Here is a 25,192-nt window from a genome sequence, read left to right as displayed (position 1 = left end):
AACATGAGTAAAGCATACCCCAGCAATCTGACCCGTGTTCAATATGAATTTCTGAGTGAGATGATTCCAGAACCAAAACCTGGTGGTCGCAAGCGTGAAGTTGATATATGGGAAGTCCTTAACGGAATTTTTTATGTCTTGGTAGAAGGAGTTAGATGGCGATCGCTACCGAGTGACTTTCCCGCATGGCAGACAGTGTACACCTATTTTCGTAATTGGCGCAAAGATGGAACTTGGCTGGAAATTCACGATACACTCCGGCAGTGGACGCGAATTGAGCAGGAGCGCCATTCGAGTCCATCAGAGGCAATCATTGATAGTCAAAGTGTGAAAACTGCTGCAATGGTACATAAAGCTGTGGGCTACGATGCGGGCAAGAAAATAAAAGGGCGCAAGCGATTTATGACAGTTGATACCTTGGGTTTAGTTTTGCGGGTCTTGGTAACAGCAGCCAGTGTGGGTGAGCGTGAAGGGGGCAAAAAAGTTCTTAAACGGGTCAAGCAATCTAGCAACCAGGTTTCTCGTTTGACAACCATTTGGGTGGATGGCGGCTTTAATGGTGATCCGTTCATGCAGTGGGTGATGGACTTCTGTCGTTGGATTGTGCAGGTGGTTCTGCGACCAGAACAAACCAAGGGTTTTGTGCTGCTCAGAAAACGTTGGGTCGTGGAGCGGACTTTTGGTTGGTTAATGGGGTGTCGGCGATTGGTTAGAGACTATGAATTATTGCCTGAAACATCGGAGACATTTATCTACCTTGCCATGATTCGGATCATGGTGAGGCGATTAGCATAAAATTTGACCCCTCAAAACTTTTCAAACAGCCTCTTACATACTATGACTCTCCTCGCTTTATGCTATTTTCAGAAGGACAATAACAAAATTCCTAGTTATGAATATTTAAAGAATCTTGGTTATAAAATGTATGGTTTGAATGATAAAGAAGAAACCGAAGAAAACAATGAATGGAAAGCATTTCTTAGAAAATATTCATTTTATAATATAGATGAGTTTGATTTAGAAATTGCAAAAGCTATAGAGAATGGATTTTTTAATGAATCTTCACTATTAGCAGAGGCAGATAAATTAAATGCTAAAATTATAGCTAATAAATCAAAAAATTCCTTCTTAGAAGCCTGGAATAAATATCATAATACTTTTGATAGTAATGAAATAGAACTTGTAGCATCACTCTATGAGAGCTTTAAAGAAAATGCTCAGTATATAGATCCTATGAACTTAAATAGTACTGTTAAACTTTTGCGGGACATAGGTGAAAGTGAGAAGGCAGATGAAATAATTGAGCTTTATATTCAGAATAGAAAAAGTGATAAAGAAATATTTGATCTAAAAAGATATCCATTTGCAAGTGATATAGATGACCAAAGATTGATCGAAAGATTTAATTCTGAGAATAAGTGTTATAAGAATGATAGAAGCCCAGAAGAAGTTATTAGTAGTTTAGTAGGTAAGAATGGATGGAACCAAAGTGATATAGAGATACTTTCTTCTTTGACTGTGGATGATTTTTATCAAATATTTACCAAGCAAAATGGAGATCATTTATCATACTGGATCGATGCTTGTCTTCAGTTCGCACAGATACTCAATCCTTCCGAAGAACAGAAAGTGATATCTAATAATGCTAGTGAAGCACTTGTCAGAATTGGAAAGCAGAGTTCACTAAATGCACGGAGAGTTGCTAAGTTTGGTATAAAAGTTGAAAGTGATGCATAACAGGTAAGCTTTAGCTAGTAAAAAATTTGACTTACAATTATACTGGCTCCTGCCAAGAGAATAGCTTGAAACTACATTTAGTTCATTAGCTATTGAAATCACAAATTCTACAAGCAAATGCAACCAATGGGCAACACTAGACTTTACCAATCCTCAGCAGCTACAGCAAGCTTCAATGGCTTAAACTTCATCAGTTAGGGGCGACGATATAAGTGTTGGCAAATGTGTTGATGGTGCTGTGGCTTCACCAGATAGATTAGAAGATTTGGTTTTAGGTTATAAACTTGCTAAAACAAGCAATTCAGTTTGCCAACCTTCACTATGGCTTAAGGTAAGGATAGTATAACCAGTCTCGTACCTAAGATTATCGCGCTCAATTTTATCTTGCTTGCGCTGATCGGGGCTATTATGAACTGAACCGTCACAAAAAACAGCGATCGCCTCTTTCTCATAAACAAAATCTGGTTTACAGTTCGCCTCTGGAATAAATTTCTGAGCAGCATCAGGTAATTTGTAGCCCCGTTGATAAATTTCTTGCAAAACCACACGCTCAAAATCAGAGTTAGGGTCTGTTTGCTCCAGTAATTTTTGATATTGCTGATCGCGAGAAAGCCCTTTGATTTGAGTAATAACGCTACTCTCCAGTAATAGGTCAAGCCAAGGTTTGATTAGGTGACGATTTATCAGCGCATGGTCAAATTGATTGCGGTAAGAGAGCAAGCATTCATAGCAAGCTTGAATACAACTGTCTTTAGGTTGTGTAAAATGACAAATGTCAAAAGCTGCATCAGCAATTTTTCTAAATGCCTCTGGTTTTTCTAATAGCTGAGAGAGTACACCTGCACCACCTTCAGCAGCTTCCCAGAACAGTAAATACTTGCCTTCACCTAGTCGTTCGGAGTCGAGTTCATCAGCTTCTAATTTGTAGACGGCTTGAATTGCAGTTTCCAAAGTGTATTGCAGGGTGGCAATAAAAGCTTCTCTATCCTCAACAGGAACATTTAATGGCTCAACAATCAAGATATTGCAAGTATCATCAACCATTAAATTGACTTCGGTATGCAAGCTGTCGGGTGTCTGTTGAGTCTGTGGATTTTTATGGTCGCCCCATACACCCGTTGTTGGATTGAGCTTAAATCCTCGTTCTTCTCTATTCTTCTTCAGTCCCCGATTAATTCGCCAAATGGTAGCTGTAGCTCCATAGGTTAATTTGAACAGTGGCGTACCGTCAGCAGCTTGAACAATAGCTGATTCCCGCTTTTGGCTAGCGTAACGGAAATGTGTGGTGATGTTGTAGCCATACTTGAGCCGTTCTTCTTCGTCGCAGGTAATGCGTTCTCGCCGACGAGCGATCGCAGTTTCCATTGGCAGTACACGAGTCAATTTGGCTACATTGCCATGAGCATCAGGTTTAATTTCTGTGCCGCAGTTTTCACAAGTGTCACGAAAATCGCCGTCGTGGTAATACCCGCAGTTAGCGCAGACACTCACCCGTTTATACTCGCCTTCAATGCCACCAACAGGAACTTTTGTTTTGGCCACCATGAATTTACTACCTTCGTAGTACAGGATATTATTGGGAGCAAATTCCCGTAATGCCATTGAACGGGGGCGAGAAATAAATTCACCACCTTCACCAGCCGGAATAAATGCCCGAACCGGCAGGCGAGGGAAGTTGAACCCTGGTAAAAACCCTTCGGCAGCAAAGTAACGATAGGGATAAAATTCAAACTGTGAATTACTTTTGCCTTGGCTGTGTCCTACGAGTAAATCAATTTGTCGTTGTGCTTCTCTTGCCTGTGCTTCAGCATTTTTACGTTCTTCCTGGGCAACATCACCTCTAGCAAAACGGTCAATAATGCGACGGGCAGATTCTAACTGCTTAACTGACTCTATATATAAATCTCGCCAACGCTTACAGGCACGGTCAAAAGCATTCAGAGCATTTTCGATGGTATTCTGTAACCAATTTACAGAATACCAAGAAGCTTTTTGCAGATCCTCTTGGCAGAAAAAGTCTGAGAAGATAGACTGAGCGGCTTGCAGACATTGGGTTAATTTGGCTTGGCTTAGGGTAAGTTGTTGGCGAATGCTGTCTTTGAGGGGATAGTTTTCTAATTCCAAATCCAAAATTTTATTCATGGAATCTTCCAAGTAAACCCCAGTATGTGCCAGCCAAATCGAATATACATGAGATTTAATTAAATCCTGGTTGGCTAATTCTAGTTTTGGTGGAGCAACTACCCCAGCAACCATTTGATTTTGTCGTTTGAAAAAGTATTGATCATGACCACTACCAATAGAGGCATAAGTAATTACTAACGCTTCCTGTCCACTTCTCCCCGCACGACCACTGCGTTGAGCGTAATTGGCAGGGCTGGGGGGAACATTCCGTAGGTGAACAACGCTCAAATCCGAAATATCGATCCCTAATTCCATTGTTGGGGAACAGAACAAAGCTGCTAATTGTCCTTGGCGGAATTTATCTTCTCGTTCTTGTCGGTCTTTATTGCTGACCTGTCCTGTATGTTCTCTCCCTTCCATTGTGCGGATTTGTCGGGCGTTGTTTTGGTAGAACTCTTGGAAAAACTGATTAACAGATATACTGCCCTGGTCATTACCCTGCAAGCGACGTGATGTTAAGGGATCTGCGGGAATTTCTTTAAGGTTGCTTACTTTCCATAGTAATGAGTCAATGCGTAGCTGTACCTCAGATTCTTGTTGCAGTAAATAGCCAGCATCGCATAAAGCACTAATTAAAGTAGTGATTAAACTGTTAAACTCTTCATCAGTTAAAGGTTCACTGCGGAATGACCATGTTTTTGGCGATCGCAAAAATCGTCCGATTCTACTTTGAGTAGTGAGCTTGACTTTTGCTCTCTCCGTTCCCCTATTAACTGTTGCCCAAGTTGCTAGGTACAAATATTCGTTCTCATCAAAGACCCAAGGTTCTTTAATGGCTTGAATCACCTGGCTTTTAAGTGAGTCTTTTTGGTCTGGCTGCAACAGTTTGGCATCAATAGCCAATTCTCGCCGCAGTTGGTTTAGTAATGCTTGGGTAACAATAAAACGTTCTTGAGGGCTGGCTTGCAGTAAAACTGGGTGGCGGTGTTTTTGCCACAGTTTATGGTCAGTACAAGCTTCCAACAATCCATCATATTCAATTGCCAAAAGTCCGCACTGTTCCAGGTTGGGTTGGACGATGCGCCATCCCCGACGCAAGTCTTCGTAAAGACGATATTCAATCAGCTTACGAAAGGCTTCTTCATTGCGTCGTTTACCACTACCATATTCAGAACGTTCTTTGGCGTAGTCGTTTTGAGTAATTCCCATGTACTGAACGACTACGCTGGCCAATTCAGTGTGAGTGAGTTGTTCTTTAGCTTGAATTGCACCTAAAAGAGCAGCCCGTAAAAAACTGGTTTGGACAAAATCATTGAAATGTCCGGCTTGTAAAGACGCATCTTGACGATTATCTGTAAAGCTGAGAATTTTTGCAGCTTTGGCTTTCTCCCCTGTAAAAACTTGCTTGAGGCGGTTGGTAGTAGAAAGACAAAGTAGAGTGGTGGCCGTACTACGTCCTTCACTGCTGAGGCGAGATAGTTTGACAAATTCGTTGCGCTTTTTATCGTGGAGTACACCACAGTTGAGGCAGGTAAGAAAAGGTTTAGAAATAAACCAACAAGTAGTTCCTGACAAGAGCGAAGATGTAACTTTACCATTGGGTAAAACTTGTAGTTTGCGAGGGATAAACCGCGCAAAGTCTTTTTTAGCAACCCGTCCTTTCTTTTTGGTTTCGCTGAACCAAGAGTCAGGAAGTCGATCCTCATCACTAGTATCCCATAGCCCAGGTTCATCTAAGGTGAGATAGCCTTCTGCAATATCTGCATCGTCAGGGCTAATATCCAATGCTGTGGGCAATTGGGGTAAAATAATGTGCTTATCGGCATCGTAGCGCACTACATAATAGTCATGTCCGCACTCCCGACAAAACACGAGGGGATAAAGTAGGCGATCGCCTGTGGTTGTATACTGTCCTTCCAGGGTGAAATAGCGTTTGTCTCGATTTTCAATAGTGGCGTAAACGCTTCCCCCTTGGGAAATGAACTGATGTAGGCGAAAGGCAAGTCCATTAGTTTTGCTACCCCAAAGAAACATCTGTTTGAGGACTATCAAACAAGTTTCCTCTAGAAGCTGGGTTTGTTCGGCAAGTTTGGTTGTACCTGTTTCTAAACTAATGGGTTGACGGCGAACGAGATGCCCTTCTTTTTCTTCTAAACCGAAGTTCATCTCGATCCAGTAGCTTAGGGAATGGTTTCGGAATTCTGTTAATGTTTGTTCTAACTCGGTTGGTAAACCTGCCAAGATTCCTTGGCACAGTTGTTCAATAGTAGGTTCAGCACGTTGGATAGAACGTTCTAGGGTTTCATCAATGACATTACTGGGTTTAATTTCCACGCCAAATAACTTACTAGCGACATCTGCCACAACCTGACGGCGTTGTTGACGAGAACCGACCGTTGACATGGTGGCGCTTGTGCCAATGCAGAGTAATTCCTCATTACTTTTGCTACGCTGACGGAGTTTGCGGATCAATATGGCAACGTCTGCACCTTGTCGTCCCCGATAGGTATGTAATTCATCCAGTACCAGGAATTTTAAATTGGGAGACTCGACCAGTTTATTTTCGTGAGTGCGTGAGAGCATTAACTCTAGCATCACGTAATTGGTGAGCAAAATATGGGGTGGGTTGTTTTGAATTTCGGTTTTTTTGGTTAAACTTTCTTGCCCAGTGTATTTTTCAACACGAATGTGAGTATTAGGAACTTGGCGTAAAAATTTGTCGAGTTCTTCTTTTTGTGAGTTAATTAAGGCATTCATCGGATAAACCAATATTGCCCTGACTCCTGAAATTTCAGGATGACGCAGTAAATCATCAAAGATCGGCACAACGTAAGTCATGCTTTTACCGGAACCTGTTCCTGTGGTAACAACGTAAGGTTCTTGGCGTTGTGCGGTTTCAAATGCTTGCTTTTGGTGGTAATGGAAAATAAAGGGTGTGCCGTCTTTTTTGTAGAAGTATTTCTCGCAGTCTGGATGAAGCGTTTGCTGTTGTACTAACTCTTTAACTGTTGCACCTTTTTTATAGCTAGGATTGAGTTGTACTAGGGGGTCAGTCCAAAGTTGCCCCTTGTCTAATTCTGCGTCTACAAATTCTTTGACTTTGCGATCGCGGATTTTAAGGAAGCTTTCTATATAGCGACGGTAATCGCCAATTACTTCGTTGCGAAAGTTAAAAATATCAAGATCATTTGTACTTGTTAACTCGTAGTCGGTAATGGAGGTTTGGGGTTGGATGTATCCTAAGCGTTGGTTAATCCAGTCTTGAAGTTGGTGGTTAAAGGTTGGGGTAATTGTGGAGAAATCGAAAACTTCTTTAATTTCGGTTGACTGCCAAGTTTCAGGGATAGCTGTAAATAAAAGGGTTAATTGCTCTGGAGTAACAGCAACCACACCTGAGCAATCTAATAATGCTAATTTTTGACCTAATAGAGTGCTGATAGATAAAATAGCATTCTCTGGTTGCTGGATTAATTCATTTAGCTTTACAGTTATAGCCATCTTTTTTATTAAAATTAATAATTAGAAATATTTATCTATTTGGTTTTACTACGAACCAAACATATTGTCCCAAGCTTCTAAAACTAACCTTTGTGTACGATATTCACTAAACTGCTTAATTTCGTTATTCTTTAAAACGCGGAACGTTTCGCTAGGAAAGTCTGCGCCGTAGACATCAGCAGGGTCTAGGATATATCGCAGTTCATCACGGGTGAGTCCGTAGAGTTTCGCGTAATATGCGTCTAATTCTGCTTTTAATAATGCGCGTCTGTTGGGGTTCCAAATGAAGGGTTCGCCGTCGTATCCCATATCTTTGGCAAAGGGTTGCATATCCCAGGCGGTGTAAACTAATTCGAGTACGCGGGTGCTGATAAATTTGATATCTTCTGAGGTATAGTATTCGGGGGGAATGACGGGGAGTTGTTTGACTATGAAAAAGTTAAAGTTTGTTCCCCCTACTTTTTGCCTAGTTACAAAATCAAAAACTAAACTACTTAAATTTGCTTGTAAACAAGAAACTAGCGCCGCTTTATCTATTCCAAGTAAAATAATAGGCGCACTATTTCCTACCCCTACTTTGGGAAGTATGCTAAAAATAGCAGTTCGTTCATTACGTGAATCTGTAATTGCTCTAAAACTTAGTAACCAACTTCTATCCCAGTTTTCTAAACGATTTTCAACATCTTTTTTATTTACCCAGTAACGAGGTGTTGTAAAACTATTGGGGTTACTTTTATTTATATCAGTTAGGTTGTTGACTTCTCCATTATCATAAGTCGCCCATCGATGGTCAAAATGATAGAACATCTTAGCTTCATAAAGTGGAAGTAAATTATCAGCGACTTCATCCTTGAATAAATTACTATCGTTTGCCATATCAAACATTCGCATAAATGAAATATTCCAAGGATTACTTTTTATATACTCATTTTCTAAAACCGGAGTATTTTGATAGATTTTTTTAGTAATCTCAGCATCAGTACAACTTCTAAAAATAGGGCAATTACCTGTATTGGGGTTAAATAATAATATATCTTTTACTGAAAGGTTAAAAACTTGTCTCTCATCTTTCAAATCTTTTATCTTAGTTAACATAAAAGAAAAAGAAATATTTTGATTACAACTATTAGAGATGGTTAATAAGCAAAACTTCGTTTTTGTGTGCAAAGGAGTAAATAAATGTTCTCGATTTTCAAAATCATATAAGCTTACTAAAGCCTGATTCTGCGTCAAATCTCCAAAAAACTTTTTACAAGTATCATCAGTTGCAATTCCGGTAGGAACAATTACCCCAACCCTACCCTCAGATGAAATCAACTTTCTCGTAGTCTCAGCAAAAATAGCATAAGTATTGATGTCTCCCACCGCAGTTAAAGGAAATCTACCCGACTCCCGAATAAATTTACCTTGCGCCTCAGCATCATGTTTTGCATCTTCAAAAGCTTGTGCTAATTCAGGATTTTTCTTGGGTAATTCCTTAATCAACTTCTCTCGCGCCGCTTTATTTATAGCGTTAGCAATTTCCGCACTTTGAGAAGCAAAAAATTCTTTCTCTTGTAACTTAATCCGTTCCCAAGGGGGATTACCCAATACACAATTAAATCCACCTTGTTCAAATACTTCAGGAAACTCTAAACACCAGTGAAAAAAGTGTTTTTCTTCAGATAATTTATTCGCCGCATCTACAATCTTATTTAATTCGTAGTTCGTAATTCGTAATTCGTAATTATTCTCTGATTTACGAATTTTTTCGACTTGTTCACGCTTTAAACGGTTTAATGCTTCAGTTGTCGGTAGTAACTGTAAATGATGCTCCGTTAGTGACATAAAAAATGCTGTCGTCCATAAGTTGCAAGCAGAATATTTCAACCACCAACTAGATTCTTGCAGATTCTCTTTATATTGCTTTTGCTTATCTTTAACTTGTTGTGGCGTGGTTTCAGGAATTACCCCCAACTGTCGCCACATTTCTGCATAATCTACGCTATCAGTTTCTAACTTCTCACCAATTGATAATTGTCCTGCTTTCTCTCGTTCGTTTTTATTCCGTTTCTTAAGCAGTGTAGATAGTTTTTTATCATCACCTGTTACTGGCTTAAACGCTTCATCAGGGATTCCTTCATTTAAACAACTCAAATCCATCACTCCCACAAGGGAATTACCACACTTAATCCTGTGGTCTAAAAAATTAAGAGGTAAGCCGCGAGAAAAACCTTCAATCCATAAGGATACTTTGCACAAATCAACAGCCAAAGGGTTTAAATCTACCCCATAAATGCAATTTTGAATAACATCTCGAATCGCTAATTTTAAAGGTTCACTACCTGGTTCAGCTTCCCCAGTACGAATTTTAGCTAATTCCTTTCCTACCCGACGCGCTGCGGCTAAGAGAAAATGACCAGAACCACAGGCAGGATCTACAATTTTGAGGTCGAGGATTGCTTTTTCTAATTCTTGATGGTTACTGAGCGTAGTCGAAGTATTGCTTTCTAGGTTCCGAAGCTTTTCTTTTGTACTACGAAGTTTTTCTTCAATTACCGGTTCTAAAGCTGTTTTTATCAGTTGCCCTACTAACTGCGGTGGCGTATAGTAAGAGCCAGTAGTTTTCCTTTCACTACCAAATACTAATTTGAATTCATAATTTTTAGGAGAGATTTCTGGATGAAAATCAAGGAGACTTTCATATACGCTACCCAATTCTTCGACATCTAAGGCAGTATAATTTACCCGTCGTAATTGCCCCTTATCTTGATATAATGATAACTCCCGAATCGCTACTAGTAAGTCGTGATTATCAATAGCACAATCATCTAAGGCTGGTAGAGTATACGAACCAAATAAATCGCCATTTAATGGTGATAATCCTAAATATTTTCCCCGCCAATTTTCATCAAACAGCAAGAATGTAACCCGCAAACCCTGCCATAAATCTTCAAAGCCTTCCCGCCGCCAATGAGGACGCTCGGCTAATTCTCGTAGTCGCTCAATGCTGTAATATTCTTGGTAGATTCGAGCTTTCTCTATATCATCTCCAATTAATAAATTACGGGACTCTGCCACCATCAAAAACAGTAAGCGATAAATCAACCGCAACAGTTGGCGATAAAAAACTAATTCGTAATTATTAGAGAATTTTTGGCGGAGGTGTTCGTTTTGCGGATGTTGTAAAAAACCTGTGCCTAGCTGTATTAGTGCTTTTTCTACCCCATCTCGGAGTCTGTCGCGTACCCGTCCACCCTGTTGCAGTGCTTCTTGGTGGTAATATTCCAGCAAACACTTATCCGCATCATCCATGCCTTCAGGTAAGCGGGAACGGTGAAACAACCGATAAAATAGCCCAAACTCAGCAAAGTTCTCGCCACTGAGAATTTGCTCTAAGTCAAATTCAATATAAGTAAGACGAGTCATCAAGGAAGAATCACGCAGTAACCGCCAACGAAAACCATTGGTAGCGATCGCCCACAGATGCTCTGTCTTGTTAAGATACTCCTGCACCAGTGCGTGTGCTGATAACCTGGGTGTCCCACTGGGAGGACGTTTATCGATTTCTAGCCGACAACCAATAATGTGGATAGGTGGCTTATTTTCTCCTGGTTCCGCACGGTGAGAAATCGCATAGGTTTGTCCTTCTACGACTTCGGCTGTTGCAGTGTATACAGGTTCATAACCTAGACTTTGCAGTAATGGCACTGTCCAAAGTTCACGAGTAATCGTAGTAGCCGAGTTATTCTCATCGAGCCTTGCCAATGCCCGTTGAAATGCTGCCCAGTATGCTTTAGCATCGCCCCAGGCAGTAGCAATTTCATCTGCTAATTTATCAGTTTTATTAAAACCAAAATCTTCTGGTAATTGTCCTTTGATACTGCCTTCTAGCATTTGGGCAGTCATATCTGGAGCTAGTAAATTTCCTTCGATTTGAAGCGCAGTTAATGTAGTTTTCATATCTATCTAAAGAATTAAAAATAAAAAATTAATAGCTGGCGACAGCGCAGTTGCACGACTACCAGCCTTTTACTTACGTCCGGGTTGGAGGATGAAAATGCCGAGAACATCCATCGGCAATTGGGGGGTGACGCGAATTCGGCCTTCTTGGGTCATTGTTCTGACGCGTCTATGGCTTTGTAAAAGTTCTTCTGCTCTTTCTCTGGCAAACTTTTCCAAATCTGGCTGTAGTTCTTCTAACCTTTGGAGTAACTCACCAATTTCTATCTGCTTCATAGCTTTAGTAACATCGCTGACTGGCTTGGCTTGTTGCAGTAGTGATGTTGCTTCCAACTGCGTCAACCAGCTAGGGCTAGAGGGCGAACCTGTAAAGCCAATAACCGCGCATTCTTCCGCTAGTAGAGATGTGGTATTTCGCGTTTCTGTAGTACGTTTAGAACTATCTAACAAATGCCGTAACCTTACCAGCAGCAAAGTTGTGCGCTTTTGTACCGCATTAGTTGTAGTAAAGCCGCATCGTGCTGCGATCGGTTCATTTGTATGGGAAAGTGCATCTTCTAGGATGTACCGTGCCAAGCCTTCCACTAAAGGGTGATTTCGTCCTACGTATTCCACACCCTCCGGTGCTGGGGTGGTAAAAGAAAGTAAACGCGACTTATCCCCTAAAGTTGACTTAAGAAAATCCGGTGGTTGGGAAAGTAACCATCCCTGCTTTTTCTTAATTAAAGAACAAGATATGCGATCGCAAGCCGATAAGACAAACCGCTCTACATCCTGCTCATTTCCTAAAATCTGGTCAGAGTCAATTAATTCCTGTTCTACTTGCTCAGGCTTAATAGCACGTTGAGCAAAGCGAGTCCGATTGGTTTTTTCACGTTCTACTGCCTTATCCCAATTCTTATGAACTTTATCAACCGCAGATTCTTCTTGAAACTCAAACAGCGATAACTGAATAACCTCAGTAGTACGTTCAAAAAGGGATTTAAATACTGCTTCCGCTACAGTAGTACTTTCCATTGGTACGGGAACAGTAATTCCTAAAGACTTGTGAATCTGCACAGCTTTGCGAATCAGAACATCCAGAACTGCACCATCAACAGGATTATCTCGACCATAAAGCAAGCAGGCTTTCACCTTAGTTGCTGTTTGGCCGTAGCGGTCAATACGTCCTTCACGTTGTTCTAATCGGTTAGGATTCCAGGGTAAATCGTAGTGAATTACTGCACTAAAGTGTGTTTGCAGATTTACCCCTTCACTCAAACAGTCTGTAGCAACTAGGACTCGTTGGGGATAAGATTTTAGCTCCTCTAGTCGAGTTTCCCGCTCATCCTCGGAAAGTTCTCCAGTAATCGCAATTACGCGGATCTGACTACCTTTTTTCTCCAATTTCTGTCTGAGAGCATCAGCTACATAATTTGCTGTAGCAATATAGCGACACCAGACAATCGGGTTCATCTGGTCTTTGAGGAAAGATTCTACCGTAGCAATACACGATTGCAGCTTTTGGTCTTTGCCACCTTGTAACTTCTCTGCTGCTTGCACAAAAGCTTTAAGTTTACGTTTGTCTGCGTCTTTGTAACTCTGCTGTCCCTGTTCTATGACCACAGTTGGTGAGGCATCAACCGCTTGTTCTTGCTCTGTGGGGTCGTGGACATAAGAACTCATCAAATCTTCGTCTAAATCAGCCAGTAAGCGATCGCCTGATTTACTAACTTGGCGATTTAATGTAGCGATCGCAGCAGCAGGTGAAGACATGACACAACGAATCAAAGCCAATGCTGACCAGTATCTTCCCCGACGTTGAGCATGACTCATGTCCGCCGTAGTCGTTTTCACTAGACCACGGGCAAAATCATAGACTTCATCAAATAGTTCTTTGTACTCTTTCGATAACTTATATGACTCCTCGCTTGACTCTCGTTCAGGAAAAGGAGTTTCATTACCTAGCCAGAGCTTGACATCTGCCCGTCTGCGCTGAACAAAATGATTGGCTAAGTGGTCACGTTGTTTGTCAGTTAAGCTATTGAGATTGAAATCCTCAAACTCTGGCTTCAGCAAACCTAAAAGTGAGAGAAAAGATTCTTCAATCCCACTGTGAGGAGTAGCTGTAAGTAACAATAAATGCTGTTCTTGTTTTTGGGCAATTTCTGTAATTAGTTGGTGTCGCTGCTGCTGGGATGTGGTAGTTTTATTTGGACGGGCGCAAGTATGTGCTTCATCCACAATCACTAAGTCAGGGCAGTGAGTTATAAAACTAGCACGACGACGATCTGCCTTGGCATAGTCCAAACTAACAATCAGGTGTCGATAATAACTAAAAACACTGTCATTATTTGGAATGTTCCGCTCTAATTTGGAAGCTGTGCCAGAACGTACTACCACGGCATCAATATGAAACTTTTCACGTAATTCCTGCTGCCACTGATCGCACAAGTGTGGTGGACACAGCACTGCAATTCGCTTAACTTCACCTCGGTCTAGCAATTCACGAGCTATTAATCCAGCTTCGATGGTCTTACCAATACCCACATCATCAGCTACAAGCAGTTTTACCGTCTCTAACTTTAGTGCCATCAATAAAGGAACTAACTGGTAAGGACGGGGACGCAGTGACAATCGTCCTAAACAGCGAAAAGGCCCAGCACCGCTACGGAGTAAAAGACGTGCAGCATCCATGAGCAAGAGTGCAGCAGCATGGTCTTGTACGCTAGTAGCTTGAGGTAGAGGAAATGTAGCTGATTCAATCTTCTCTAGCTCTTCTTCTAAAAGCTTTTGGTAGATACCAGCAATTTCATCTTCATTGCCTGAAAGCGGTCGTAGACGAATAACATCTTGATTTTCTGAAGGTAGTATCACCCATTGCCGACTGCGACAGGTGACTACTGAACCAGGTGAATGGTTCACAGTTTGTGCCATTGTTAGCTCACATTGATATTGAAAATTTGGTAGCCGATTAATTAGTAAAATTAGTAGTAATTACTGAATTAATACCTTTGAGCAAGCAAGTTGATGCTCACAAGTCTATTCCGTTTTAAAGTACGCTTAAGTACAATGTAACTAGTGGTATTACGTAAAAAAGCCACTTTATAAAAAATTTTATTAAGGAAAAGCAAGGGAGAATTGATGTGATCGCAGTCGTAGAGAATTTTCCAAAGGCTACCCAAAGCCGATTTAAAGCGAATCATTCTGGAAAAATAAATGACGATTAGCTTAACTGGTTTATTAATAAGCGGCTTCGGTTGCCCAAGGAAATCGGCTCAAGTCTGGGTGTTGGGCTTCAAAAAAAATGAACTCGTTCTTGTCCCACTCGAGATGAAGAGTAAGACGAATTTTGTCAGGGTCTAATCTTTCAACACTTTTGCCCCGCCAACAGTTAGCGCCTGTTAGCTCCCAGTCGAAAGACTCTGTAGAAATCTCTGCTATGGCTGCGTTTGATGCCGCATTCTCAACTATGCTGACTGAAGTGCGAATTTTCTGCTCTTTCTCGTCAACTAAAAATAATCTGTATTCAGGCGGTATCTGAGCAAGACTGATAAAATACTTAATGATTTCTGGTACAGCTTGTTGAAGGGTAAGGCGATCTCTATCAAGTATGACCAGATGCTCCTCTACTGTCGGGTACGAAAACAGGCGATCGCGCACAGCAATATTGGTTTGTCTAATTCCTGAAATGTTTAAGCTTTTTTGCAGGTATCGGATACTGTTTATAATTCTGTGCTGAAGATAAATTTCAATACCAAAGCTTGAATAAAATTCTTCACCTATATTTTCAAAGGGTTGGTCTTGTTGTCGCACTTTGGTAAAGTTATACCAAACTTGAGGATTAGACATAATCCGGTAAATCATTAGTTCATCTTCAGCACTACCCTCCAGTCCGGCTATCGCCAAGTAAACTTGCTTGTTTAGTAATGAAGGGTAGGTGAATTTGTGACAGTTAGGGGCTTTTATGTGAACACAGTCCCAAAGCAGGGAGGATAACCCTTCGGTAGTGAACAGACAAGGGTTATCTTGGAGGAGGAGTTGAAAAACTGGTACTTGATTATACACAAATTTATTTTTGTAACAATATGATAGAGCTAGCACATTATTTAATGCCAGTGTTTGTAGTTGTGTCTAGTTAAATATACTTAAACTAATAGTTTGACAGATACATAATTTTTTGGTTTAAATCTAATTTATATTGGTTTTAAATAGCTTCAAATTCTTTATTTAGTGATAAATTTCAGGAATGCCACTACAAGGCTATTCTTGCCTAACTTTTGAAAATTCTCTAAGTTAGACGTGGCTATCCTTTGCAGAAGGGCTAGTTGGGGCAATCGCGCTCTTGTGCGGGGAGCGATCGCTTTTAATTGTCCACCCCTTAAGAGCAGATCACGTTTCAATCCCTAATTCCGCTCCCAACGCTTTCTCTATACTCCGCAATGTTTCAATAGGCAATTCCTGAATTTTTTCGTTCTCAACCCTGTGCCAATGAGGAGTGCTAATACCTGCCTCTGCTGCTAATTCCGTTAAGGATTTAGGAGAAGCTTTTCTAAGAGCTTTTATTTTTTCCCCCAATCCTGGAATTTCTTTACTAAACGTAACCCGCATTAATGTTAATTCCACATGCACTACTCCTTAAGTATCTTTTGCTGGGTTAGTTTTCTCATGCTTTTATAATTACACATTAAGTACTACTTGACAAGTAGTACTTAAGAAGATAGTATATTAATCATAAGAGAGGAAACAAGCGCCAGCCTCTCAGCTAAACATAGAGGCGCTCACCATCGAACCTTGACAATAGCGAATCTATTAATCCGCCTAGAAGGGTAACTGATGCACTGGCGAAACCAGAGAAAGTAAGAGATACAGGAAGGGAAATCGATTTGCGATGAATAAAAAGTTGCTACAGCAGTACGAAAGTCGCTTTGAAGCTCGTTGCCGACTGCCGCCCGATCAAGAGATATGCTGCTGTAGCAAGCTCCAGTCACTGGCTAGGAGAAACATAATATGAGGCTTCGCCAATTCTAGAGTGAGAGTGTAGTGCTGAAAGCACTACAAAGTGACCAATAAAAATAGGACGATCGCTCTGTCGGACAAACTGCGCGATCGCCCTTTTACCCATTTAAGAGGTATTTGCTAATGATGACACAAGTTTCAGCCCCTACGCCAACAAAAGATCCGCTAACCACACAGGATCGCCAAATCATCGCAACCATCGTCAATCAGTCGGACTACTCAAAAGAGTGCAAGCCCGAAGATGTAGTAACTATTTGGATCAACAGTGATGATATCGTGTGGGTGAAAATGACCCACGGCTATGCTCGATACCACAAACAATGTTTCAAACGCGCTGTTGCAGAGGTAAAAGCGAGTCTTTCTGCTCGAGTAGAGCGCAATCACAAGTCAGATAAGGAATTGAAACAAGCTTCTGAGAAAATAGGCTTGTTAGGCGATTGTGATTGGCTATCGTTGAGCGTCCAGTACCATTCTGATAAAGTAATCGGTCATGCTGGTTGTTATATCTCTCACAAGGCTCGAATATTAACGCCACCATCTGAATGGGACTTCACCCTGCCGAAGTGGAATATGCCTGCTGCCATCTGTCCAGACTGCGAAGGACATGGGTGCGGTAACTGTGGGTATCGCGGTACTCGTGCAGAAGACTTGTGTACGCCAGTGAACGGCTATCGACTGACCTATGTAGGGCTTGCTGAAAAAGTCATAAAAAAGCAATTTTAAGGGTTGACTAGTTATTCAGACCCAGTCAAGCATAAGTTTTTGTTGGCTATCAATACTTCAAGTATAAAGTGTAATTATATTAGACCGGAAAAAAGGTGTGGTTTTCAAAAATAGACATAAAAAAGCGTAAAAAAGCCGTGACAAGTGAGTAGAAAGATTCATCACTAAAAAAGTAATAGCAATTGCAGAGAAAGAGGTATGAGACAGTTTAGCCATTACTCTACCAAGGCTAAATCGTCTTTTGGCTTGTCCAAACTTTCCCTCAATAGAATTACGAATCCTTTCGGACTCTTGAGCTTGTTTCTTTTTTTCTTTACTGAGATTAGCTGGAGGTCTTCCTAATGGAACTCCACTGATTCTAATACCTCTTTCTTTACACCAAGCTCGATTTTCTCTGGTTCGATAAATTTTATCAACATGAACGGATTCTGGATAATAGCCAGTGTAATTTTTATAGGCTTCGACTTGTGCTTTTAAATCTGCTGATTCATTAAAGTTGTCCCAACTAATATGGTCTAAGAACACATATCCATTGAAATAACTAGCCGACAGTTTTGCGCCAAATTCCACAGGCTTCCCGGCTTTACCTCGGACAATGGGACGAATATGTGGTTGGCTTAAACTCACAATACGGTCATCAATACTTTGTTTTTTATTTTCATATAACCAGAGTTGTTGACGAGAGATTTCTGCAACTACAAGTAACGTCTTATATTGTCTATTAGTTAAACCCTCTAACGATGCTCCTAATGCAATTAAATGGTCAATATGAGATAAATTTCTTTTGATATATTGAAGCTGTTTTTTTATTGCTTTTCTTCTATCTTTTTGAGCTACCCGGCGTTTCTTCGCTACTTCTAAGTAATCTTTTCTGGCAATTTCTCTATAGGTTCTTGGCTTTTTCTCTAATGTGCCCTTTATCTGTTTATAAAGTAAGTCTATTATTCTTTCTGTCTGTTTTCGGGCTTAATTCAAAAGCTCTAAATCTGTCGGATAACTGATATCTCCAGGCGCACAAGTCGCATCTAATATTAATTTTCCCCGATTTTTTGGTTTACTACTTTCTTCTTCTGATGCTGCTGTTTGTTTTTGAGTTGATTGAGATGATGTTTCTAAGCATATCTTCTTTACCATCTCTTGATTCACTTTGTTGACTAACTCCGCGCTAATTCTTTCTCGAAAATGTACTAACATCGATGCGTCAAATGGAGTTTCATTACTATAAGATGACATCCCTATGAAGTACTGTAGATAAGGATTCTCCTTGATTTGTTCTACTGTTTCCCTGTCGCTTATACCTAGTTTCTCTTTAATTATTAATGCACCTAACGCCATCCTCCATGATTTTGCGGGCGCTCCCATTTCTGCGGAGAATCTGGAAGAATATTCCGATTCAAATTCTGCCCACGGTATTAAATCAGCCATGATTATCCAGCGATTATCTGATGACAACTTTCCCTCAAATGGCAGTTCAAAGTTTGACGGTGGAATTGGAGTTGATTCTTCTTTTCGGTACATAGTGCCTAATAATACCCTACATCGCTTTTGTCCACAGTGATGCAAGTATTTTGAGCTATTTTACCTCCTTGTCTTGCACCTGAATATACTTCTAGAGTCTAATAATTTAGATACTGTCACCTTTTCTTTATTTTTCAGCAAGCCCTATGTAAGATGCACTAACCTTCAGACGGCTCACAACGTATATCTAGATGGTAAGTTCTTGGGAATTGTCTTCAAGGTCAGAAACGCTGATGAAGTCTGGGAAAACGACCCCAAGACTTACTATTGGCAGTGTACGGATGGAGTACGGTATTGGAGCGTAAAAGAGGCTGTAGAGGGACTGTCCAGGGCAACTGCTCCGATTGAACTGCCGCAAGTTCGTCGGGAGTTGGTAGCAGCGTAAGAAAGCGGTGGCGTAGCTTTGACAGAAAAGAGCTACGCCCTTTGTATATGTGAAAATGCTTTTGAGTTAAATGTATGAGGTATTTTGTAGCCAATGACGATATTGTGATTGCTGATTGCCCAACTCATGAGTTGGCTTCTATTTGCCCGAAGTCAAGCTGTATTTGGTGAATAAAGTACTGATGCTGGTGAGTATTAAAACACTATTTCAAAATGCAAAAAACAGAATTGAGAGAAATTAGTTCAAAATTATTTTGTATCTAGGACAACTGATTGAAAAATGGGGCGTTGCATAATAAAGGGATGAATTAGGGTTTACTACTGTGCATTGTCCATACTGTGAGTCTACGGAGGTAAGGAAAAATGGTAAACGAAGAGGTAAACAAAATCACATTTGTGTAAGCTGTGGTCGTCAATTTATAGATGTATACAGTCCACCAAAAGGATACTCAGATGAGGTAAAAATTGAATGCTTAAAAGCATACGTTAATGGTGAGGGATTCCGAGCTATTGAGCGCTCCAAAGGTGTTCACCACACCACTGTAATTTATTGGCTAAAACAAATCGGTGAAAAATTGCCAGATGCACCATCAATCGATGAAATACCACAAGTAGGAGAACTGGACGAATTAGAAACTTTTGTCGGGTCAAAAAAAACAAAATTTGGTTATGGACAGCAGTAAACCACTTCCGTACAGGAATTTTAGCTTGGGTTTTAGGAGACCACAGTGCTGAAACATTTAAACCTTTGTGGGATATTGTTTGCTGCTGGCAGTGCTATTTTTATGTTACCGATGGATGGAAAGTTTACCCCAGTTTTATTGAGCCAGGGGATCATATCGTTAGTAAAACATATATGACCAGAGTAGAAGGTGAAAATACACGTTTACGTCATTATCTGGCACGCCTACATCGAAAAACATTATGCTATTCCAAATCAGTAGATATGCTTAAACATTCAATTCGATTATTACTTCATTATTTGAAGTATAGAGAAATACCTGTATTTAACTAATTCATCCCGCATTTATGCAACGCCCAAAGCCTGAGTATTATCTATTTGACCTTGCCACAAAAAATTTTCAGCAGCTTTAAGCCGTTTTAAAGAACCACCAATTTTATAGAGATTTTCTTTAAGGTGATACCAATCTAAAATTTCCCAACGCTCAAAATTCTCACTTTTACCAAATTCTCTGACAAGATTCCATACACCATCATGACCATCTCCTAAGCAGACTAACGGGTTAACCAGACGCTGACTATTGACATAATCAACTAATGATTGGTTGTCATCAAAAAATGCACCATAGTAAATTCCTTGTAGACGAACGGTTTTATAGTCTCGCCAGTGACAGCCTGCTTTCGGTTTACCTCTAAGCCGGACTTTTCCTCCATCTACACTGACTTCTGACACGGCTTGTAATGCTACGGGCAGTTGAAAATCTTGTTCGAGAACTAGTTTTTGTTGCGTCGTGTGACCAACTTTCACTCCTGTTAATGCCTCAATCTCAATTTCTGCTTTTTGATATGATTCATTTGCTGATAGCCTCAAACAACACTTTTGAAGTAATGGACTTAACCTACTTCTTGCCTTCAAACCCAGTCTTTGTAGCTGTTTGGCTTTAAGAGTCAATTCCCCTACTAAGCTTTTTATTTTCCTAGTTTTACCTACTTTTGTTCCTGTTTTTTGTTCGATAAAAAAAGGGCTATTTCTGGGCTGACTAGTTCTAATACTTGAGTGCGAACTGTTTTTTCTATGCCTTCAAGGTCTGTCAGCTTACTTTTGTCTGCTTCTTCATACAGCAGTGTTGACAATTCTTGTAAGCAGGCTTTGATCCGTTCTTGTTTCTCTTGGTTCATTGTCAGCGATCGCACAGGGTTATTTCCCTTTACATTTTCCCATAAATGGTAAATCTTCCAAAAGTGGATGCTCCCAAGGCTCTGGCTGATGAATTAAAGGAAAAGCTCAATCAAATCTTCGAGCATTTATATCTGTAACATTTCTCCCCCTCAATCAATAATTAACGCAGAGGTAACGAAAATGTTGACGAAAGAAGAATCAGATTATGCGTGAAAAACTCTACAGTCAGACTAATTAAATCTGACTGTAGAGGAAAATCGGTTCCACGATAAATTATCGCACACTTCACTGCTACTGAAATGGAATTAAATTTGATTAAAGTTTACGACTCAACGCTATTAAGTTCCTCAAAAGTTTACCAAATCAACGGTACGCTTTCCCGATATTTGGGTGATGAAGGTACTATACAACATCCACAGTATCTATTTGTACCTCTGCCAAATCAAAGAAAAAAAGCCAGCTTTCGACTAAACCGAAACAAACTCATGACTCGCTGTTATGAGGTCGAAGGCATGGTTTATCAAAAGCCTGCATTACAAGATAATTCACAGCAATTTCAGCTATTTTAAGCCATGTCCATACATAAACCACCAGTCATTAAAAGACCTGTTCGATTACAAAATAGCTCTACGAAAGTAATCTATAGGGCTACTAAAGACATTCAAATAGCCACAAAGAAAGCTTCGCTGAATTGAAAGTGAAAAATAATGATTGAGGTGAATAATTATGGTACAAGCAATTGACAACCCTATTGCTGCAAATTTCCTAATGGATTCATCCAGAAATAGTGATTGATTTAGTTCAGTGGGTTTCTGTCGAATTCCCCATCTGGGTCAACTAGAATCTTAATAAAAGCGATGATGGCTCAAGAGTCTGTACAACAGCAATCGATAACTCAAGTGCAGTTACTTGCTGCTCTAGCACAACAACTGGCAGAGCAAGAACAGCATTTACTCCAACAACAACAGCAACAGACCAAAATTTTGCATCGATTGGCTTAGACGACACGCTCTAGAACTTGCCATTGGAGTTCTTCCATGTATCGCGAGGGGGTATTGTTTCAAAAACTTCCCAATGTTCAACAATTTTATCGTTTGCAAGACGATATAGATCATAAAAAGCAGCAGGTTTGTTCTTGAAAATGCCCTCACTAATGACCAGCACCATATTGCCTTCGCCCAGCAACAGATGCATACGATGGTAAGCCGTTTCGCCATCAGCTTGCCAAGCCTTCATCATCGCCTCGAAGGACTGCACACCATCGCCATAATGTGGGCTGTGTTGAACTAATGCGCCATCCGTGAAATAGTTGGAGAGAAAGGAAAGTTCTCTGTCAACAAGAATCTTCTTGGTAAATTCGTAGACTAGAGCTTTGTTGCTTTGGGTGCGCTCCAAATCGACGACCTCGTTCGCGCCATCAGTCATAGAGTGTCCGCTCACGTTCTTTTGAGTAGGAGTAGGGCAAAGATTATCCCAGTGCTCTACAATGCGGTCATCTTCCCAACGATGAATTTCAAAGCCGACCATCGGGCCCCAATCACCAAGAATATAATCGGCATGAAGTACGCTGTAATCACCATCTTCGATCGCACGGCAAACGATTACGCTAGTAGAATCGGCAGGCAGATCATCCATAAACTGAAGAATCGGGCCAAGTCCATCTTCTAGACGGACGTTGTGCTGAATATACTTTCGGGAATCGAAGTACGAGATCGGAAACTTTTTTCGTGTTTCGAGGCTTTTCTGAATCATCGTACTACGAGCTTTTTTTGAGAGTTTCATTATCTATTTTTCCTTAGCCAGGGACTGGAATGGATAGCCAAGCGATAACACTTCAACTACTGGCATATTGTATTACTCGTTCTCACTCCCAACGCCACCCCATCCTTAGATTTCTCACAATTATAGTTTTGACAGTGATAAGCTCTCGCTAAAGCCTTCGGTAATGACCTATACTACCGTAGGTAGGTACACCATCAGTGTCTTTGTGCTGTGTATCTAGTAATCAAGATTCTTGCCGAATTTGGCTTCTGATAAAGAGTTGTTCTGCATTAATTAGGATGAGCAGTGGTGCTCCAGATGCTCTGGCGCTCGCCTCTGTTGCCCAGTTGTGATTCACCAGGTCGGGGATTGCTGTAACAAGCATAAATGCAATAATAAGTATTGGTAAGATCATGACAAAATTCCGATCCCAAGCAGGTTTATCGCGTAGTTTCGCTTCACTTCGTACTACACCTTGATGCCAAAATTGAAAATTACTAAGGGCAGCAACAAGGTATAACGATCCAGCATTAACTAGCAGGGTTGTTTTATTGTTTGAAGCCATGTCAGGGTGCCCAAGTGCGACCGCCGTTAGGCAAACTCCCGCTGCTAGATACAGAAAAGTAAACAGGGTAAAGTGCCTCATTAGTTTCTCCAAGTGCAGTGTAAGGTGTCGTTTAACACGATATTTTTCGTAAATTAAGCAAAACTTCAACGTTTTCAACATGACACCATCCACGTTTAAGCGATGGCTTGCAGCGCTTCAATCGCAGCCTGGTAATTCGGTTCATCCAACAGTTCAGGGACAACTTCTCGATACGTTACAATGCCCGTGCGATCAACTACATAAACGGCGTGTGCTAGTAGCCCCACTTCTTGAACCAACAATCCCCAATTGCGGGCAAAATCCAGATCACGATGATCCGAAAGCATTGTGATATCTGCAACATCTTTGATCGTTTGCCAACGGCTTTGAGCAAAGGGCAGATCAGCAGAGACGAGAAAGACTTCAACGAAATCAGTTACCTCTTGACCCAGTGAGTTTAGATGTTGGCTGAATTTCTGAATTGCAGCGCTACAAATCGGCACATCCAGGGAAGGAGCCGTGAGGAAAAGGCGAATCTTTCCCTGTGATCGCGCCAGTGGCAGCACGGGTGACAGGTTGTTGTCAATCACCCGCACGTTACGGGCGCGATCGCCGACTTTCAATGGTAAGCCCAGCAATCGCATCGGTTGCCCATGAAACGTTACTTGCATAGTTCCTGGGTTACTCTTTTAAAGGTGCAAAGGTGTTTTTCGATGCGCTCAATCACTGCTGCTTCAGGCGTATACCCAAACCATCCATCTAGCAATTGCAGGTTTTGGTCAACCAGAAGAAAGGTCGGTGTCCCCAGTAAATGATTCAGCGTAAAGGTTGCCGATGTTTTGGCGTACCGCTGCAAGTAAGCGTTCACCTTTTGACGCAGTATTGCCTGCTCTGATTTGGGCAGGTGATCAAAACCAGGGATCGTTTCAGTTAAAGCCTCAGTGTTTTCAAGTGTTGCGAATAGTGTACCCGTGGTAAGTTGATCGACAGCAACGGGAAAGTCGATTGCTTGAGAGTAAAATTCTCCTAACGCTTGCCGAGTTGCTCCAACCAGTTTCATCTCAGTCAAAAGCAACTCTGTATTGGCAGCAGTGTTGTACTCAAAATCCTCAAAAGCCGTTGAGATCCCCAAGACATTTAAGCCGGACTGACAATACTTCCAGTGCAACTTGTTGACGAGAGGAAAACCATAGATGAAACAACCGGGACAATTGACTTGAAACACAAACAAAAGATTCAGCGCTTTGAGGGCAAATGAACTTTGTAAGACGCGATCAATCTTAAGTTGGATTACCATTATGCTACTCCTAAGCAAATCGAGTTGGGTTGCCATTGACAGAGATCAGGCGATCGAGCCGAATCTCAGTCCCGTCTTTAAGCTTCAAAAAATCTGCTTGGTTGGCAGCATACACATCCACAATCTGATCCTGAACTTGGACGATTTCTCCAGTTACAGTGCGATAGGAAATCTGGCAAGATTGCCGTAGCGTTGCTAGGACTTCTAACTGGTCGTGAAAACCACAGTCCACTAAACAATAGTCATTCATTGCCCACCTCACTTCTGCCAATAATTGTTAGCAGCCGCGATCGTGGCAAACTCAGTGGCAACTGTTTGCCCTACGGCAATCAACATCATGGCATCGTTACCATAGACATCTCGTAGCTGTTTGCGCTTCTCTTCATCGGGTTGAGTTAGCTTAATAATTAGTCGCGCCAATTTCACGGCTAATTGCCGTCCTTCCTCAGGTGTCTCGGTGATCAACGAGTTGTTAGGAACCAGTGCAATCGTATCCATTGTTTGTTCTCCTGTTAATTGCGTTGTTAAGGGCGATCACCTGAAGGCAGTAAACCTGGTAGATGGTGAAGTTTACTGCCCTGCTATTTCACTACAGTTGGCATCAGACGTTCTGGTGAGTAGTCTGCACCTTCCAGCATTAATTGAGCCACAAGTTCATACGCGAATGGCACTGAAATAAGACAAAACCCATGATTGATAATGGTTTGGAGAAATGAAACCCAAATTGTGATTTATCAGTGCAGAGCGGATTCTAAGTAACACT

General features: G+C 41.1%; 19 protein-coding genes and 2 pseudogenes. 7 read left to right on the top strand and 14 right to left on the bottom strand.

What is annotated here, in order from left to right; translation table 11 throughout:
• Positions 1 to 3: 3 nt before the first annotated feature.
• Both H6G26_RS29075 and H6G26_RS29070 read left to right on the top strand, forming a co-directional pair.
• Entirely contained in the window at positions 4 to 795 is a 792-nt protein-coding gene (locus H6G26_RS29075) for an IS5 family transposase (protein WP_190733690.1), read from the top strand.
• Between the two features lie 135 nt (positions 796 to 930).
• Positions 931 to 1,737, top strand: a complete 807-nt coding sequence (locus tag H6G26_RS29070) for a hypothetical protein (protein ID WP_190733689.1) — start codon at positions 931 to 933, stop codon at positions 1,735 to 1,737.
• A gap of 276 nt (positions 1,738 to 2,013) precedes the next feature.
• On the opposite strand, the gene H6G26_RS29065 is transcribed toward H6G26_RS29070, so the two are convergent.
• The 6 genes from H6G26_RS29065 to H6G26_RS29040 form a co-directional block, all read right to left on the bottom strand.
• The gene (locus tag H6G26_RS29065) at positions 2,014 to 7,359 is read right to left on the bottom strand and encodes a DEAD/DEAH box helicase (RefSeq protein WP_190733688.1); all 5,346 of its coding nucleotides are present in this window, start codon (positions 7,357 to 7,359) and stop codon (positions 2,014 to 2,016) included.
• 48 nt (positions 7,360 to 7,407) lie between these two features.
• Positions 7,408 to 11,301 carry a DNA methyltransferase gene (locus tag H6G26_RS29060; RefSeq protein WP_190733687.1) on the bottom strand — a complete coding sequence of 1,298 codons (3,894 nt, stop codon included), beginning with the start codon at positions 11,299 to 11,301 and terminating at the stop codon, positions 7,408 to 7,410.
• A gap of 69 nt (positions 11,302 to 11,370) precedes the next feature.
• Entirely contained in the window at positions 11,371 to 14,217 is a 2,847-nt protein-coding gene (locus tag H6G26_RS29055; protein WP_190733686.1) for a helicase-related protein, read from the bottom strand.
• Between the two features lie 306 nt (positions 14,218 to 14,523).
• Positions 14,524 to 15,348, bottom strand: coding sequence for a hypothetical protein (locus H6G26_RS29050; RefSeq protein WP_190733685.1), 825 nt, complete (start codon positions 15,346 to 15,348; stop codon positions 14,524 to 14,526).
• Between the two features lie 158 nt (positions 15,349 to 15,506).
• Positions 15,507 to 15,683, bottom strand: coding sequence for a hypothetical protein (locus H6G26_RS29045; RefSeq protein WP_190733684.1), 177 nt, complete (start codon positions 15,681 to 15,683; stop codon positions 15,507 to 15,509).
• Entirely contained in the window at positions 15,673 to 15,906 is a 234-nt protein-coding gene (locus H6G26_RS29040) for a helix-turn-helix domain-containing protein (RefSeq protein WP_190733682.1), read from the bottom strand. The genes H6G26_RS29045 and H6G26_RS29040 overlap by 11 nt, the downstream gene beginning before the upstream one ends.
• Before the next feature lie 516 nt (positions 15,907 to 16,422).
• On the opposite strand from H6G26_RS29040, the gene H6G26_RS29030 reads away from it, so the two are divergent.
• Positions 16,423 to 17,022 carry a hypothetical protein gene (locus H6G26_RS29030; RefSeq protein WP_242053950.1) on the top strand — a complete coding sequence of 200 codons (600 nt, stop codon included), beginning with the start codon at positions 16,423 to 16,425 and terminating at the stop codon, positions 17,020 to 17,022.
• A 57-nt stretch (positions 17,023 to 17,079) separates the two neighbouring features.
• Here the strand turns inward: H6G26_RS29030 and H6G26_RS29025 are convergent.
• Positions 17,080 to 18,540: pseudogene (locus H6G26_RS29025) on the bottom strand (IS5 family transposase).
• A 73-nt stretch (positions 18,541 to 18,613) separates the two neighbouring features.
• Between H6G26_RS29025 and H6G26_RS29020 the strand changes: the two are divergent.
• Together H6G26_RS29020 and H6G26_RS29015 are read left to right on the top strand one after the other, a co-directional pair.
• Positions 18,614 to 18,925 carry a hypothetical protein gene (locus H6G26_RS29020; RefSeq protein ID WP_190733678.1) on the top strand — a complete coding sequence of 104 codons (312 nt, stop codon included), beginning with the start codon at positions 18,614 to 18,616 and terminating at the stop codon, positions 18,923 to 18,925.
• A 322-nt stretch (positions 18,926 to 19,247) separates the two neighbouring features.
• Positions 19,248 to 19,939 (top strand): IS1 family transposase gene (locus tag H6G26_RS29015; RefSeq protein ID WP_190733676.1). Its coding sequence is split into 2 segments (ribosomal slippage): positions 19,248 to 19,583 and positions 19,586 to 19,939, totalling 690 coding nucleotides; the frame shifts between segments, so codons are not numbered across the junction.
• 24 nt (positions 19,940 to 19,963) lie between these two features.
• Here H6G26_RS29015 and H6G26_RS29010 read toward each other — a convergent pair.
• Positions 19,964 to 20,784: pseudogene (locus H6G26_RS29010) on the bottom strand (ISKra4 family transposase); the annotation flags it as partial.
• Positions 20,785 to 21,084: 300 nt separating this feature from the next.
• On the opposite strand from H6G26_RS29010, the gene H6G26_RS29005 reads away from it, so the two are divergent.
• Positions 21,085 to 21,354, top strand: a complete 270-nt coding sequence (locus H6G26_RS29005; RefSeq protein WP_190733674.1) for a hypothetical protein — start codon at positions 21,085 to 21,087, stop codon at positions 21,352 to 21,354.
• Positions 21,355 to 21,642: 288 nt separating this feature from the next.
• Positions 21,643 to 21,786: a hypothetical protein gene (locus H6G26_RS29000; RefSeq protein ID WP_190733672.1), complete on the top strand. Its 144-nt coding sequence runs from the start codon at positions 21,643 to 21,645 to the stop codon at positions 21,784 to 21,786.
• Between the two features lie 10 nt (positions 21,787 to 21,796).
• Here the strand turns inward: H6G26_RS29000 and H6G26_RS28995 are convergent, their stop codons facing one another.
• The 6 genes from H6G26_RS28995 to H6G26_RS28970 form a co-directional block, all read right to left on the bottom strand.
• Positions 21,797 to 22,567 (bottom strand): hypothetical protein, encoded by a 771-nt coding sequence (locus H6G26_RS28995; protein ID WP_190733671.1) that lies wholly within the window; start codon positions 22,565 to 22,567, stop codon positions 21,797 to 21,799.
• Between the two features lie 223 nt (positions 22,568 to 22,790).
• On the bottom strand, positions 22,791 to 23,111 hold the full coding sequence (locus H6G26_RS28990) for a hypothetical protein (RefSeq protein ID WP_190733669.1): 321 nt from the start codon (positions 23,109 to 23,111) through the stop codon (positions 22,791 to 22,793).
• Between the two features lie 176 nt (positions 23,112 to 23,287).
• A complete protein-coding gene (gene tpx, locus H6G26_RS28985; protein WP_190733667.1) occupies positions 23,288 to 23,803 on the bottom strand; it encodes a thiol peroxidase in 516 nt (171 codons plus the stop codon).
• Positions 23,794 to 24,429, bottom strand: coding sequence for a hypothetical protein (locus H6G26_RS28980; protein ID WP_190733665.1), 636 nt, complete (start codon positions 24,427 to 24,429; stop codon positions 23,794 to 23,796). Before H6G26_RS28980 ends, tpx begins: the two co-directional genes overlap by 10 nt.
• 10 nt (positions 24,430 to 24,439) lie before the next feature.
• Complete coding sequence (locus H6G26_RS28975; RefSeq protein ID WP_190733663.1) at positions 24,440 to 24,679, bottom strand: hypothetical protein; 240 nt, start codon at positions 24,677 to 24,679, stop codon at positions 24,440 to 24,442.
• A gap of 8 nt (positions 24,680 to 24,687) precedes the next feature.
• Complete coding sequence (locus H6G26_RS28970) at positions 24,688 to 24,927, bottom strand: hexameric tyrosine-coordinated heme protein (RefSeq protein WP_190733661.1); 240 nt, start codon at positions 24,925 to 24,927, stop codon at positions 24,688 to 24,690.
• Positions 24,928 to 25,192: the final 265 nt, after the last annotated feature.

Origin of the sequence: Nostoc sp. FACHB-888, from assembly GCF_014696655.1 — a bacterium.
Taxonomy (GTDB): domain Bacteria; phylum Cyanobacteriota; class Cyanobacteriia; order Cyanobacteriales; family Nostocaceae; genus Nostoc.
The sequence above is the reverse complement of the archived record's forward strand: the minus strand, read 5'-3'. Positions and strand labels throughout refer to the sequence as shown.

Excerpts from the sequence above, each read along its gene's own strand:
- H6G26_RS29005 (WP_190733674.1), top strand. The coding sequence starts at position 21,085 with ATGGAATTAAATTTGATTAAAGTTTACGACTCAACGCTATTAAGTTCC.
- H6G26_RS28980 (WP_190733665.1), bottom strand. The coding sequence starts at position 24,429 with ATGGTAATCCAACTTAAGATTGATCGCGTCTTACAAAGTTCATTTGCC.
- H6G26_RS28975 (WP_190733663.1), bottom strand. The coding sequence starts at position 24,679 with ATGAATGACTATTGTTTAGTGGACTGTGGTTTTCACGACCAGTTAGAA.
- H6G26_RS29000 (WP_190733672.1), top strand. The coding sequence starts at position 21,643 with ATGATGGCTCAAGAGTCTGTACAACAGCAATCGATAACTCAAGTGCAG.
- H6G26_RS29065 (WP_190733688.1), bottom strand. The coding sequence starts at position 7,359 with ATGGCTATAACTGTAAAGCTAAATGAATTAATCCAGCAACCAGAGAAT.
- H6G26_RS29055 (WP_190733686.1), bottom strand. The coding sequence starts at position 14,217 with ATGGCACAAACTGTGAACCATTCACCTGGTTCAGTAGTCACCTGTCGC.
- H6G26_RS28995 (WP_190733671.1), bottom strand. The coding sequence starts at position 22,567 with ATGAAACTCTCAAAAAAAGCTCGTAGTACGATGATTCAGAAAAGCCTC.
- H6G26_RS28990 (WP_190733669.1), bottom strand. The coding sequence starts at position 23,111 with ATGGCTTCAAACAATAAAACAACCCTGCTAGTTAATGCTGGATCGTTA.
- tpx (WP_190733667.1), bottom strand. The coding sequence starts at position 23,803 with ATGCAAGTAACGTTTCATGGGCAACCGATGCGATTGCTGGGCTTACCA.
- H6G26_RS29060 (WP_190733687.1), bottom strand. The coding sequence starts at position 11,301 with ATGAAAACTACATTAACTGCGCTTCAAATCGAAGGAAATTTACTAGCT.
- H6G26_RS29030 (WP_242053950.1), top strand. The coding sequence starts at position 16,423 with ATGATGACACAAGTTTCAGCCCCTACGCCAACAAAAGATCCGCTAACC.
- H6G26_RS29075 (WP_190733690.1), top strand. The coding sequence starts at position 4 with ATGAGTAAAGCATACCCCAGCAATCTGACCCGTGTTCAATATGAATTT.
- H6G26_RS28970 (WP_190733661.1), bottom strand. The coding sequence starts at position 24,927 with ATGGATACGATTGCACTGGTTCCTAACAACTCGTTGATCACCGAGACA.